General features: G+C 60.8%; 11 protein-coding genes. 10 read left to right on the top strand and 1 reads right to left on the bottom strand.

The genetic code is table 11. The annotated features are described in order from the left end of the window. Nucleotides 1–96: 96 nt before the first annotated feature. From ACFO3S_RS25230 to pssA, 5 genes are all read left to right on the top strand, one after another. A complete protein-coding gene (locus ACFO3S_RS25230; protein ID WP_378101755.1) occupies nucleotides 97–726 on the top strand; it encodes a TetR/AcrR family transcriptional regulator in 630 nt (209 codons plus the stop codon). A gap of 25 nt (nucleotides 727–751) precedes the next feature. Beyond that, complete coding sequence (locus ACFO3S_RS25225) at nucleotides 752–3,826, top strand: MMPL family transporter (protein ID WP_378101752.1); 3,075 nt, start codon at nucleotides 752–754, stop codon at nucleotides 3,824–3,826. A 173-nt stretch (nucleotides 3,827–3,999) separates the two neighbouring features. Further along, the gene (gene radA / locus ACFO3S_RS25220; protein WP_378101749.1) at nucleotides 4,000–5,367 is read left to right on the top strand and encodes a DNA repair protein RadA; all 1,368 of its coding nucleotides are present in this window, start codon (nucleotides 4,000–4,002) and stop codon (nucleotides 5,365–5,367) included. A gap of 15 nt (nucleotides 5,368–5,382) precedes the next feature. Next, on the top strand, nucleotides 5,383–6,492 hold the full coding sequence (gene disA, locus ACFO3S_RS25215) for a DNA integrity scanning diadenylate cyclase DisA (RefSeq protein ID WP_378101746.1): 1,110 nt from the start codon (nucleotides 5,383–5,385) through the stop codon (nucleotides 6,490–6,492). Nucleotides 6,493–6,621: 129 nt separating this feature from the next. Continuing rightward, complete coding sequence (gene pssA / locus ACFO3S_RS25210) at nucleotides 6,622–7,365, top strand: CDP-diacylglycerol--serine O-phosphatidyltransferase (RefSeq protein WP_378101744.1); 744 nt, start codon at nucleotides 6,622–6,624, stop codon at nucleotides 7,363–7,365. Nucleotides 7,366–7,505: 140 nt separating this feature from the next. Here pssA and ACFO3S_RS25205 read toward each other — a convergent pair whose 3' ends face one another. After that, nucleotides 7,506–7,901, bottom strand: a complete 396-nt coding sequence (locus ACFO3S_RS25205; RefSeq protein ID WP_378101741.1) for a nucleoside triphosphate pyrophosphohydrolase family protein — start codon at nucleotides 7,899–7,901, stop codon at nucleotides 7,506–7,508. Nucleotides 7,902–8,095: 194 nt separating this feature from the next. On the opposite strand from ACFO3S_RS25205, the gene ACFO3S_RS25200 reads away from it, so the two are divergent. The 5 genes from ACFO3S_RS25200 (at nucleotide 8,096) to cysE (ending at nucleotide 13,402) form a co-directional block, all read left to right on the top strand. Then, complete coding sequence (locus ACFO3S_RS25200; protein WP_378101817.1) at nucleotides 8,096–9,184, top strand: PIN/TRAM domain-containing protein; 1,089 nt, start codon at nucleotides 8,096–8,098, stop codon at nucleotides 9,182–9,184. A gap of 92 nt (nucleotides 9,185–9,276) precedes the next feature. Then, nucleotides 9,277–9,966 carry a 2-C-methyl-D-erythritol 4-phosphate cytidylyltransferase gene (ispD, locus tag ACFO3S_RS25195; RefSeq protein WP_378101738.1) on the top strand — a complete coding sequence of 230 codons (690 nt, stop codon included), beginning with the start codon at nucleotides 9,277–9,279 and terminating at the stop codon, nucleotides 9,964–9,966. Between the two features lie 70 nt (nucleotides 9,967–10,036). Next, nucleotides 10,037–10,522 carry a 2-C-methyl-D-erythritol 2,4-cyclodiphosphate synthase gene (gene ispF, locus ACFO3S_RS25190; RefSeq protein WP_378101735.1) on the top strand — a complete coding sequence of 162 codons (486 nt, stop codon included), beginning with the start codon at nucleotides 10,037–10,039 and terminating at the stop codon, nucleotides 10,520–10,522. A gap of 129 nt (nucleotides 10,523–10,651) precedes the next feature. Then, the gene (gene gltX, locus ACFO3S_RS25185) at nucleotides 10,652–12,112 is read left to right on the top strand and encodes a glutamate--tRNA ligase (protein ID WP_378101732.1); all 1,461 of its coding nucleotides are present in this window, start codon (nucleotides 10,652–10,654) and stop codon (nucleotides 12,110–12,112) included. Between the two features lie 504 nt (nucleotides 12,113–12,616). Then, nucleotides 12,617–13,402 (top strand): serine O-acetyltransferase, encoded by a 786-nt coding sequence (cysE, locus tag ACFO3S_RS25180; protein WP_378101730.1) that lies wholly within the window; start codon nucleotides 12,617–12,619, stop codon nucleotides 13,400–13,402. Nucleotide 13,403: the final 1 nt, after the last annotated feature.

The following is a 13,403-nucleotide window of genomic DNA, read 5'->3' as shown; positions in this document are numbered from 1 at the left end:
ATTTTATAGAGCCGGATGTTCACATTTTTGCAATTGCCCAGACGCCGGCGGCAAGGGTATAATATTTCCATCACAATAATGATCAGGTGATCACTAATGCAAGTCTTAAAGGAGGAAGTGCGCAGCGCCATCGTGCTGGCCGCCTACGAGGAGTTTCGCCGGCACGGCTATATGGAGGCGTCGATGCGCCGAATGGCCGCGGCGGCCGGAATGACCTCCGGCAACATCTACCGCTACTTCCGCAACAAGGAGGATCTGTTCGACGCGATCGTCGGCCCGGTGTATGAACAGTACAGCCGCTATGCGGAGGAGTATCTTCAGATCGCCGACGCCGTCATCGCGGGCGGCTTCGCCACCGATGCGAGCACGAGCTTCTTCGACCGGGTTCAGACGACGCTGGTCGGGCTGATCAAGACGTCGGGGCCGAGCTTGCTGCTGCTGCTCTGCCGCAGCGAGGGCTCGAAGTACGAAAGCATACGCAGCGAGCTGACCCGGTTCGTCGAGAGTCTGCTGCTGAAGACGTTCGCGGCCGCCAAGGCCCCGCGCGGCCCGCTGGACGAACGGGAACGAATCGAGGTCGGCATGCTGTCGGCGACACTGATCGAGAGCGTCGCCTGGATTATTGAGCAGTACCCCGACTCCGACATGCTGGGCTATCTGGTCGAGCAGTTGATCGACGTGTTCGGCGGAGGAATGGAACTGCGCCTGGAAGCTTATCGAGTATAGGAGAAGAGACAAGGAGAGAAGTCGCATGCAACGAATCATTCGCTGGCGTTGGCCGCTGCTGGTCGTATGGCTGGCCGCCACCGTCGTATTGACAGTCATCCAGCCGGACGTCAACGCCATTCTGCACGAGCGGGGGCAGAACCCGCTGTCGGCGGACAGCCGCGCCGTCGTCGCGCATAACCTGCTCAAGAAGATGAGCAACGCGGAAGGCCGCAGCGACATCGTCGTCTTCTTCAAGGAGGAGGGCTTGTCGGAGGAAGATATGCGGCAGATCGAGTCCGGGATCGGGGAGCTGCAGGCCCGGCAGGAGACGCTAGGCGCCGCCGAGCTGATCGATCCGTTCTCCTCGCCGGAGGCCGGAGACCAGCTGATCTCCCAAGACCGCACGACAGTCATGGTGCCGTTCGTTCTCCAGATTAACGGACGCAGCGTGGACGAGATTGCCGATCAGTTCACGGAGACGCTTGCGGGCGTTCAGGTTCCGTTCTACTTGACCGGCGAGGACTTTATCGAGAACGATTATTTGAAGGCGACGATCGAGGGCGTCGACAAGAGCGCGGCGCTGACGGTGATCTTTATTCTGGTCGTGCTGCTGCTCATGTTCCGCTCCGTCGTCATTCCGTTCGTCTCGCTGCTGACGGTGGGCGTCTCCTACCTGGTGTCGATGGGCATCGCCGCGCAGCTGATCGAGAAGCTGGAGTTCCCGATCACGAGCGTCACCCAGATGCTGCTCGTGCTCATTCTGTTCGGGATCGGGACCGACTACAACATTCTGCTGTTCAATCGCTTTAAGGAAGAGCTGGCCCTCGGCAAGTCGACCGACGAGGCGATCGTTGCGTCTTACCGGACGGCCGGCAAGACGATCATCTACAGCATACTGACCGTATTTATCGCTTTCGCGGGCTTGACGTTCTCGGATTTCGGCATCTATCAGTCGGCGAACGTGGTCGCCATCGGAACGGTCATTCTCGTGCTCGTCATTCTGACGCTGACGCCTTTCGTGATGAAGACGTTCGGGGCCAAGCTGTTCTGGCCTTCCCGCGGCGCGGCGGGACATAAGGAGAGCCGTCTGATGGCCGGCCTGACGCAGTTCGCGGTGAAGCGTCCGATCGTGACGACGGCCGTCATCGTCGTGCTGCTCATTCCCGTGTTTCTGACCAGCGGGCAGAAGCTCAGCTTCGATCAGCTCGCCGAGCTCGGCGACGACCATCCGTCTACGAAGGCTTTCGGCATCGTGGCGGAGCGCTTCAGCAAAGGGCAGGCGCTGCCGACGACGCTGGTCGTCGAAGGCAAGGAGAGCTTGGACAACAACGAGTCGCTGGCCGTGCTGGACGATCTGACGAACGCGATTCGGGCCATTCCGGGCGTGAACCAGGTGTCGGGGGTTACGCAGCCCGAAGGCAAGCCGATCGACGAGTTCTATATCAAGAGCCAGACCGCCGAGGTCACGAAGGGCATCGCGGCGTCGCGGGACGGGGTCGACGCCGTGCGCGACGGGCTGGAGCGGATGCGGTCCGAGCTGCAGACTCCGGATTTCTCTCAGGTGGGACAGCTTGCGGAAGGCACCGGTCAAGTCCGGGACGGCTTCGAGCAAGTGACGGACGCGTTGAACCGGATCGTCACCGGCATCGGCGACGGCGCGAGCGGAGGACGCGAGCTGCAGGACGGCATCGCGAAGCTGCGCGGCGGGACGGAGGAGATCGCGGCCCAGACCGGCGCCTTGGCCGACGCGCTGGATCGCCTTCGCCAAGGATACGAAGCGATCGGCGGAGGCTATGCGGAGCTGGCGAACGGAATTCCGGAGCTGCAGAACGCCATGGCCGCCATGAACGGCCTGGTCGTCAGACTGGGGCAAACCCATGCCGAGCTGGCGGAAGACGAAGACTACGCGGCGCTGCGCAGCGCCGGTCAGCAGCTGGAGTCCGCCTTGGCCGGCCTGGCCGGGGGCTTCTCGGAGCTGGAGCTTCGTACGTCCGAGCTACAGGCCGGCTTCTCCTCCTCGACCGCGGGGCTGCGGCAGCTGATGTCCGCGCAGGAGCAGCTCGTCGGGGGGCTGAAGGAGCTGGAGCAGGGAGCCGAACAATTGTCGGCCGGTCTGGCGCAGGGGCAGACCGGAGGGAAGACGGTCGCCGCCTCCATACAGCGCCTGAACGACGCGCTGGCCGATATCGAGGCCGGCCAGCAGGAGCTAAGCGAAGGGCTGGGCGCGCTGAACGGAGGCTTCGATCAGCTGAAGGACGGGCTGCAGCAGAGCGGGCAAGGCTTGAGCGAAATCTCCAACGGTCTGAAGCAGACCGGGGACTTCCTCGTTCAGATGGGCACGACGAAGACGTTTTTTATGCCGCGCGAGGCGATGGAAAGCGAGCAGTTCGGGCAAGCGCTGGACGCCTTCATGTCCAAGGATCGCACGGTGACGAAGCTCATCGTCGTTCTCGACGAGGACCCGTACTCCCCGGAGGCGCTGACCCTTATCGACCGAATCAACGAAACGACGGACACCCGGCTGGCCGGAACGGTGCTGGCCGACGCCGCCCGAGGCGCGGCCGGGCCGACCTCGATTACGCACGATATGAACGAGTCTCAGCTGGCCTCGTTCAACAGCGCGGCGGTCATTGTCATCGTCAGCGTGTTTCTGGTGCTGCTCGCGGTGATCCGTTCCCTGTTGCCGGCGCTCTATATCGTCGTGTCGCTGATCGCTTCGTATTATGTGGCGATGGGGGCGTCGAAGCTGGTCGCCGAGCATCTGCTCGGAACGGAGGGCTTGTCCTCGTTCGTGCCGTTTTTCTCCTTTATCGTCATCGTCGCCGTAGGAGTCGATTACGGCATCTTCCTTATGATGCGGTACAAGGAGTACGGAGACATCGATCACGAGGAAGCGATCAAGCGGGCGGCGCGAAGCGTCGGGGGCGTCATCATCTCCGCGATGGTCATTCTGGGCGGCACCTTCGCCACGCTGATCCCTTCGGGGCTGGTGCTGCTGATCGAGATGGCCGCAGCCGTGATCGTCGGTCTCGTCGTTCTCGTGTTCGTGCTCCTGCCGATGCTCGTTCCGGCGCTGATGGCGCTGCCGGGAGCGCTCCGCGGCAGGAAGAATCCATAAACAGGGGGCAGCCCGAGCGGCTGCCGCTTCGCCGAATCCGGGCGGGCGCGGGAGGCTTCTCCCGGCTCGCCCTTTGGACTATTTTTATATCCCGTTCGGTTTCTCTGGAGATCGGAAAGTGGTAAAATTTTTGAGTAAGGACGATTTGTCAGTTAAAGGAGCCTTCATCTGTCATGGCCAAGGTCAAAATCAAATTCGTGTGCACCCAATGCGGGACCGAATCTCCAAAATGGATGGGAAAATGCCCCGGGTGCCACGAGTGGAACACGATGGCGGAGGAGACCGAGAAGGAAGTCAAGGCGCCGGTCGGACGAAGCGAGCTGATCCGGACGAAAGAAAAGGCGCGTGCGATCATAGATATAGAAAGCGGGAGAGAACCCCGAGTCGAGACGGGCATGTCCGAGCTCAATCGGGTGCTTGGAGGGGGGCTCGTTCCCGGATCGCTGCTGCTGGTCGGCGGGGATCCCGGAATCGGCAAGTCGACGCTGCTGCTGCAAACCTCGCACTCGCTGTCGGCGCAGGGACTTAAGGTGCTGTACGTCTCCGGAGAGGAATCCGTCCGCCAGACGAAGCTTCGGGCCGACCGGCTGGGCGCGCTGAACGACAGATTGTACGTTCTCTGCGAGACGAATCTGGAAACGATCGAAGAGGCGATTACCGAAGTACAGCCCGATTTTCTCGTGATCGATTCGATTCAGACGGTCTACCGGCCGGAGGTCGCCTCCGCTCCCGGAAGCGTGGCCCAGGTCCGGGAATGCACCGCCCATTTTATGAGAATATCCAAGGTGAACGGCGTGGCGACGGTGCTCGTCGGCCATGTGACGAAGGAGGGCGCGATCGCCGGTCCGCGCCTGCTGGAGCATATGGTCGATTGCGTGCTGTACTTCGAAGGCGAGCGTCACCATACGTACCGGATTCTGCGGGCGGTGAAAAACCGCTTCGGCTCGACGAACGAGATCGGCATTTTCGATATGACGGAAGGCGGGCTAAGGGAAGTGGCCAACCCGTCGGAACTGTTTCTCTCCGAGAGACCGCTCGGCGTCGCCGGCTCTACGGTCGTGGCAAGCATGGAAGGGACTCGTCCCGTGCTCGTGGAATTGCAGGCGCTCGTCTCTCCGACCCATTTTCCTTCGCCGCGGCGGATGGCTTCCGGGTTTGATCATCACCGGATGTCGCTCGTCATCGCCGTGCTGGAGAAGCGGATGGGGCTGTTTCTGCAAAATCAGGACGCCTATCTGAACGCCGCCGGCGGCGTCAAGCTGGACGAACCGGCGACCGATCTGGCCGCCGCGGTCAGTCTGGCTTCCAGCTTCAAGGACGCGCCGACCAAGCCGTACGACGCCATCTTCGGAGAAGTCGGGCTGACGGGGGAGGTGCGGGCGGTTTCGCGCGCCGAGCAGAGAGTCAAGGAAGCTCACAAGCTGGGGTTCAAGAGGGTGATCTTGCCGGAGATGAGCATGAAGGGCTGGCAGCCTCCCCGCAACATCGAGCTGATCGGCGTAACGACGGTCGCCGAAGCGTTGAAGGCCGCATTGGAATAGGGGGAATATGACGTTATGAAGGAACCCAAAGAAAAAGACGTCAAAGAGAAAGAGCGCCAACCGCTGGAGAAAACGATGAACCAGCTCCTTCAGATGGTCGCCCCGGGAACCGCTTTTCGCGACGGGCTGGAGAACGTGCTGCGGGCGAAGACGGGCGCTCTGATCGTCGTCGGCTACAGCCCGGAAGTGATGGAGGTCGTGGACGGGGGCTTCTCGATCAACTGCGATTTCAGCCCCAACTATTTGTATGAGCTGGCCAAGATGGACGGCGCGATTATCCTGAACGAAGACGTCAAACGAATTCTCTACGCGAATACGCAGCTTATTCCCGATCCGGCCATTCCTTCGTCGGAGACCGGCATCCGTCATCGGACGGCGGAGCGGGTCGCGAGACAGACGGGCAAGCTTGTCGTCTCCATCTCCCAGCGGCGCAACGTCATTACGCTGTACCAGGGGCAGCTCCGTTACGCATTAAAGGAGATGGGCGTCATTCTGACGAAGGCGAATCAAGCGATTCAGACGCTTGAAAGGTACCGGGTCGTGTTCACCCAGGCGCTCACCAACCTGTCCGCGCTGGAGTTCGAAGAGATGGTGACGATGCACGAGGTGGCCCACGTCATTCAGCGGGCGGAATTGGTGCTGAGAATCAACAACGAGATTAACCGCTACATTCTGGAGCTCGGCAACGAAGGACGGCTGATCAGCATGCAGAAGGAGGATCTCGTCGGCAGCGCCGAGGAGGAGACCCGTCTGCTGCTGCAGGATTACGTCAAGGAGGAAGGCGAAGGCAAGGTCAAGGAGATCCAGGCGGCGATTCGCAAGCTGTCGTCCGAAGAGCTGCTGGACCCGGCCGCGATCATCCGGATACTCGGTTATCCGTCGCTGAACTCCGTCGTGGAGGAGGGGCTGCTTCCGCGGGGATATCGCATCCTCAGCAAAATTCCGCGCCTGCCCGCCATCATCATCCACAATCTGGTCGAGCGGTTCGAAGCGCTTCCTCGCATCGTGACGGCGTCCATCGACGAACTGGACGAGGTCGACGGGATCGGGGAGGTCCGGGCAAGAGCGATCAAAGAAGGATTAAAACGCATTCAGGACCAGGTGTTTATTGACAGGCAGATATAAGGGGTCTACAATTGGTATGGCCTTAACGGCATTGGTTTCCAGATAATTCCTTCTTCGGAGTGTCGGACGATAGAGGCCAAACGCTTAACGAACGGGTCAATAGGGTATAGTAAAGTCGAGGTGGCAAACATGATTACGAAGTCGATACCGAATTTATTTACCATAGGTAACCTGGGCTTGGGCGTAATCGCCATCATCCTGGCATTCCATAACGAACCGAACAGTTCGAATACGGCTGCGCTGCTGGTCATTATCGCGATGCTACTCGACGGATTGGACGGAAGAGTGGCGCGCGCCCTGAACGCGCAGAGCGAATTCGGCAAGGAACTGGATTCATTGTCGGACGTGATCTCCTTCGGGGTAGCTCCGGCTTTCATTATGTATCAGGCGGCGTTCCAGGGGGTCAGTCCCGCGCTGGCATGGATCGTTACGGCGATTTTCCCCATCTGCGGGGCGCTGAGACTTGCTAGGTTCAACGTCAAAGACGGCATCCCCGGCTACTTCATCGGACTTCCGATTCCGGCTGCGGGAGGCGTGCTGGCTACGCTGGCCTTGTTCCATACCGAGCTGCACTATTCCTTGCTGCTGCTGAGCACGCTGGCCTTGTCGTTCCTGATGGTCAGTAATATGAAATATCCGAATTTCAAGAAGCTGGGGCTGCCGAGAAAGACGATGTGGGCGATTCCCGTCGTCGTGACCGGGGCCGTCATTCTGGCCTACATGTTCCAGCACGCGATTCCGAAAGTCATTCTCGCTTTGCTGCTTCTCTACGCCTTGTGGGGACTAAAAAAAAACGTTGAAAGCCTGCTCCCTTCCCGAAGAAAGGCCGCCCGCAGAGCCGAGGACGAGGAGCGGTCCAAGCACAGCGCATAACGAAGACGCCAGGCGCCGGCAGGCTCCGCAGAGGAGCTTCCGGCGCTTTATTGTATAGCCGCGAGCCGCGGCCGGACGATAGAAAGCAGCCTCCCGAAACAGGGGGCTGCTTTTTCATTGTCGATCGGCGGGACGCAGCCTCAGGTGAGGTTGAACCAGCCGAGCGTCGAGCATTTCTCCGATTCTCTCGCGACGACGTCGTCGAGGCGAATATCCAGCAGATTGCACATGGCCGACATGTAGAATAGATTTTTGCCCATTTCGCTGCGAATGATTTCACGGCATTGCTCGCAAAGCTCGCCTTCCATATGGGATTTCGACTGGCGATGAGCCTGATCGAGCGGCATCTCTTCGGAAAACCCCTGGTTCCGGGCGTTCAGGGCGATGCAGCCGCACTCCGTAATCGACTTGGATACGGCCCGGTTAACGGAAGCATTGGACTGACTGAACTTCGTAACGACGTCGAGCAGACTGCGATGGCGGAGCAACAGTTCCGACACCTGACTTTGAAATTCCTGAAGCGTAGGCGCGCTCATCCGTTCCACCTCGGTTACCTTTTATTTACTTTTTCTTCTACATTATAGAGCAAGGCCGGCGAGAATTCAAAGAAAGTCGTTTTTTCTAAAGAAACTTTAAGATGAGCCCGGGAGGAAGATTAGCGACCGGAAAATTGGAACATACTAGTAACGGGGTTTTTAGACGGTGACAAGAAAGGATGTGATTTTCCATGATGATGAAAAGAGTGATCCAGACGTTCGGTCTGTTGATCGGGGCTCTGCTGGGGCAGCAAATGTCGGCCTCGCAGCTGGCTTCCGAGTCGCCATGGGCGGGAGCTCTGCTCGGGACGGCGACGGGGTCGGGCAGCATGCTGAGCCTGGCCGTCGGCGCATTCGCCGGCTTTCTGCTGGCCACCTCCATGTCCGCGCCGCTGACGCGCGCCTTGAACCTCGCGGTCGACCGGCTGTCCGGCTATCCGATGGCGGAGCTGCTGACCGGCTTGATCGGGTTGACATTCGGGCTTGCACTTTCTTCCTTCCTGTATCCTTATCTCACGGATATTCCGTATGTAGGGCGCGTTGTGGCGGCCGGAACCGCGCTCGCGCTCGGGTACGCGGGGCTGATCGTCGGCCTGCGGAAAAAGGACGAGCTGGGTCTGCTGCTGATGGAGCGAAGAAAGGTCGAACCTCCCGAGAAGGCGGGGCCCCGTTACGAGGAGCATAAAATTTTGGACACGAGCGTCATTATCGACGGACGAATCGCCGATATTTGCAAAACCGGGTTCATCGAAGGCACGCTCGTCATTCCGGAGTTCGTGCTCGAGGAGCTCCAGCATATCGCCGATTCCTCCGATCTGCTTAAGCGGAACAGAGGGCGCAGAGGGCTGGACATTCTGAATAAAATTCAGAAGGAGCTCGACGTCAAGGTGCTCATCTACGAGGATGCGAACGAAGAGCCGGGCGAGGTGGACAGTAAGCTCGTCAAGCTGGCCAAGGCGATGCAGGGCAAGGTCGTGACGAACGATTTCAATCTGAACAAGGTGTGCGAGCTGCAGGGCGTCTCCGTCCTGAACATTAACGACTTGGCCAATGCGGTTAAACCCGTCGTGCTTCCCGGAGAGGAAATTATCGTGCAGGTGATCAAGGACGGCAAGGAGCACGGTCAAGGGGTCGCTTATCTGGACGACGGCACGATGATCGTCGTGGAGGGCGGCAGGGACTTCATCGGAACGACGATGGAGGTGCTCGTGACGAGCGTGCTTCAGACTTCGGCGGGTCGAATGATCTTCGCGAAGCCGAAGCTATTGGAAAAAGCGCTCTGAAGCGGTATGATAATAGAATTACGGGCGGGACGCGCTCCAGTGTCCCGTCTTTCGTTTGTTATTCTGGGATAATGCGTGAGGAGATCGTGCGAATGGCTTGGGATTGGGGGGCCGTGATCGTCGCGGCGGGTCGGGGAACCCGCATGGGCGTCGCGGAGAACAAAGTCTATCTGGAGCTGGCCGGCAGGCCGCTGCTCGAATACTCGCTCGGCGCGTTCGAGCGATGCGCCGCCGTCTCTTCCGTCGTGCTGGTCGTCGGCGAGGGCGAGGCGGAGCGGGCATCGGGGATCGCGGCCGCAGGCCGCTACGGCAAGGTCGCCGACGTCGTCGTCGGCGGAGCCGAACGCCAGACCAGCGTATACGCCGGACTGGCCGCTCTGCGCACGGAAGGCGCGCTCGTACACGATGCGGCCCGTCCGCTCGTCACTCCGGAGCAGATCGCGGCCTGCTGCGCCGCGGCCGAGGAGCATGGAGCGTCGGCGCTGGCAGTGCCCGTCAAAGACACGATCAAAGTGTCCGACGGGCAGGGCTTTATCGTATCGACGCCGGAGCGCAGCGCGCTGTGGAGCGTTCAGACGCCGCAGGCGTTCCGGCGCGCGGAGCTGCTGGAGGCGCACCGGCAGGCGAAGGAGGACGGCGCCGCCGCCACGGACGACGCGATGCTCGTCGAGCGGCTGGGACGGAAGGTCGCCATCGTCCGGGGGGACTACGCCAACTTGAAAATCACGACGCCGGAGGATCTTCCGATCGCGGAGCTGCTGCTGGCGCGCCTCAAGCGTTAAGGCGGCTGCCCGCCGGAGGTCGAAGAGGCGGGGGAAACGGCGCTTGGTGAACGAGGGGAGGAGCTTGAACATGATAAGAGTGGGCCAAGGGTTCGACGTGCATCAACTGGTGGAAGGCCGTCCATGCATCATCGGGGGCGTGACTCTTCCGTACGAGAAGGGGCTTCTGGGCCATTCCGACGCGGATGTCCTGCTACATACGATCAGCGACGCGATTCTCGGAGCGCTGGGCCTGGGCGACATCGGGAAGCATTTTCCCGATACGGACCCGGCCTTCAAGGACGCCGACAGCGTCAAGCTGCTCGAACACGTCTGGGGACTGGCGAAGGAACGGGGATACAAGCTCGGCAACGCCGACGCGACGATTATCGCCCAGGCGCCGAAGATGGCGCCGTACATTCCGGCGATGGTCGCGGTCATTGCGCGCGCGCTCGAGTGCGAGGAGTCGCAGATCAACGTCAAAGCGACGACGACCGAACGGCTCGGCTTCCCGGGCCGCGGCGAGGGCATCGCTTCGCAAGCGGTCGTGCTGCTGGTGAAGGAATCGGCCGGATAAGCGAGTCGGTCGAGGGCCAAGGAAGTGCCCTGGATCCGGGCGTCCAAAGCCGGCCGGAGCGAAGGAAGACATTCGCGCACAACGCGATATATAGCGATATATCCACGAATATTCAAGGAGGAACGGATCATGTCCACTAAAGTCCGCGTGCGCTACGCGCCGAGCCCGACGGGGCATCTTCATATCGGCAATGCGAGAACCGCTATTTTCAATTACTTATTCGCTCGCCATCACGGAGGAGAGTTCATTATCCGGATCGAGGATACGGACGTGAAGCGCAACGTCGCGGGAGGCGAAGAGAGCCAGCTTAAATACTTGAAATGGCTCGGCGTCGATTGGGACGAGAGCATCGACCGACCCGGGGAATACGGGCCGTACCGCCAGACCGAACGTCTCGACATCTATCGCGTCCATACGCAGCAGCTTCTGGAGCGCGGGCTGGCGTACCCGTGCTACTGTACGGAGGAGGAGCTGGAGCGGGAGCGCGAGGAGCAGTCGGCGCGCGGCGAGACTCCGAGATATTCGGGGAAGTGCCGCGGCCTGAGCGCGGAGGACAGAGAGAGGCTGGCGGCGGAAGGCCGCGCGGCGAGCATTCGTTTTACGGTGCCGGCCGATCGGACGTATACGTTCCAGGATCTCGTCAAAGGCGAGATTTCGTTCCAGTCCGAGGATTTCGGCGACTTCGTCATCGTCAAGAAGGACGGCATTCCGACTTACAACTACGCGGTTGCGGTCGACGATCATCTGATGGCCATCTCGCACGTGCTGCGCGGGGAGGACCACATCACGAATACGCCTCGCCAGTTGATGGTGTACGAAGCGTTCGGCTGGACGCCTCCCGAATTCGGGCACATGACGCTGATCGTGAACGACCAGCGCAAAAAGCTGTCCAAGCGCGACGAATCCATCGTGCAGTTTATCCAGCAGTACGAAGAGCTGGGCTATTTGCCCGAGGCGCTGTTCAACTTCATTACGCTGCTCGGCTGGTCGCCCGAAGGAGAAGAGGAGATTTTCGGCAGGGAGCAGCTGATCGAGATTTTCAGCGCCAACCGTCTGTCGAAGAGTCCGGCGGTGTTCGATACGGCGAAGCTGAGCTGGCTCAACCAGCATTACCTGAAGCAGGCGGAGCCGGAGCGCGTGCTTGAGCTGTGCCTTCCGCATCTGAAGGCGGCCGGACGGCTGCCGGAGGCGCCGAACGAGCGGGAGCTGGAGTGGGCTTCCGCGCTGGTGGCGCTGTTCCGCGACCATCTGCGCTTCGGGGCGGAGATCGTCCCGTTGTCGGATCTGTTTTTTCAAGAGAAGCTTTCCTTCGACGACGAGGCGAGCGCGGTACTTGCGGAGGAGACCGTTCCCGCCGTACTGCAGGCGTTCCGCCGTCAAATCGAGGACGCGGGCGAAGCAGGCTTTACCATCGACAATATGAAAGCTTTGATCAAGGCGGTGCAGACCGCAACCGGAGTCAAGGGCAAAGGCTTGTTCATGCCGATCCGCGTCGCCTTGACCGGACAGACGCACGGGCCGGACCTTAACGGTACGATCTGGCTGCTCGGTCGGGACACCGTGCTGAAGCGCCTGGCGGAGCGGCTTTAGGCGAACAGGCGAATCCGGTTGGCTTCCGGCGGTTTTCGGAGCGTTCGCGGGCCAATGTTAACGATCTGCGGGACCGTTCGGAAGCTCTCCAACGGTTCTCCGGCAGCGGCCGCAGACGGAGCCGACGGCGACTCCGGCCCGGATAAGCCTCGCGTCTTGTCACGGCTGCGGGGTTCGGATATACTTGAGCTATATCGAAAGTGCGACGAACAGGAAAGTAAGTTTTGCTGCAGAATGCCCAGAGAGGGCGGCCATGGCTGGGAGCCGCCTCGTTCGCGCAAAACCGAAGTGCGCCTGGGAGCTGCGCCGCCGAGCGGACAACCGACGGGATGCGAAGATCGCCGGGGCCGTTAAGCGGTGCCGGAGGGATTCCCGTTACCGATCCGTAGAGGAGCAGGCACGCCGTCAGGGCCGCTTGCTTAAGCAGAGTGGGACCGCGTCGCGACGTCTCTGCAGCGATTACGCTGCAGAGGCTTTTTTTATATAGAAAGCAGGGGATGAGACATGGGGATATGGCGTACGGTCAAGTCGGACATCGAGGCGGTATTCGAGAACGACCCTGCCGCCCGCAGCTGGTTTGAAGTCGTCTTTACGTATGCGGGCCTGCATGCGATCTGGGCTCATCGCGTCGCCCGGTTTTTTTACCGCCGCAGATTATATACGATCGCCCGGATCATCTCCCAGATCAGCCGATTTTTCACCGGGATCGAGATCCACCCCGGGGCGAAGCTCGGCCGCAAGCTGTTTATCGACCACGGAATGGGCGTCGTCATCGGCGAGACGTGCGAGATCGGGGAAGAGGTCGTCATCTACCAGGGCGTTACGCTTGGAGGCACCGGGAAGGAGAAGGGCAAGCGCCATCCGACGATCGGCAATCGCGTCGTCATCGCCTCCGGTGCGAAAGTGCTCGGATCGTTCACGGTCGGGGATCATACGAATATCGGAGCCAACTCCGTCGTGCTTCGGGAGGTGCCGCCGAACAGCACCGTCGTCGGCATTCCGGGACGCGTCGTCAAGCGCAACGGCAAGAAGATCGGAGATCGGCTGGACCATACGAATCTGCCCGATCCGCTGATCGAGACGTTCCGGCACATGCAGAAGGAAATCAACGAGCTTAAGGCCGAGGTGGAATGGCTCAAGAAGGAAGGCCGGCCGGAAGCGGGCCCGGGCGGCAGGGACGGCGGACGGACTCGTCCGGGCGGCGCGCCCGGCGTCCCGCCGCTCGGAGCCGGTGATTCTCCCGAGCGCGAGCTGGTCAGCTTGCCGGAATCAGAGAAGAAAAGGAGCTAGA

This window comes from Cohnella hongkongensis (genome assembly GCF_042654645.1).
Classification (GTDB): domain Bacteria; phylum Bacillota; class Bacilli; order Paenibacillales; family Paenibacillaceae; genus Cohnella; species Cohnella hongkongensis.
The sequence above is the reverse complement of the archived record's forward strand: the minus strand, read 5'-3'. Positions and strand labels throughout refer to the sequence as shown.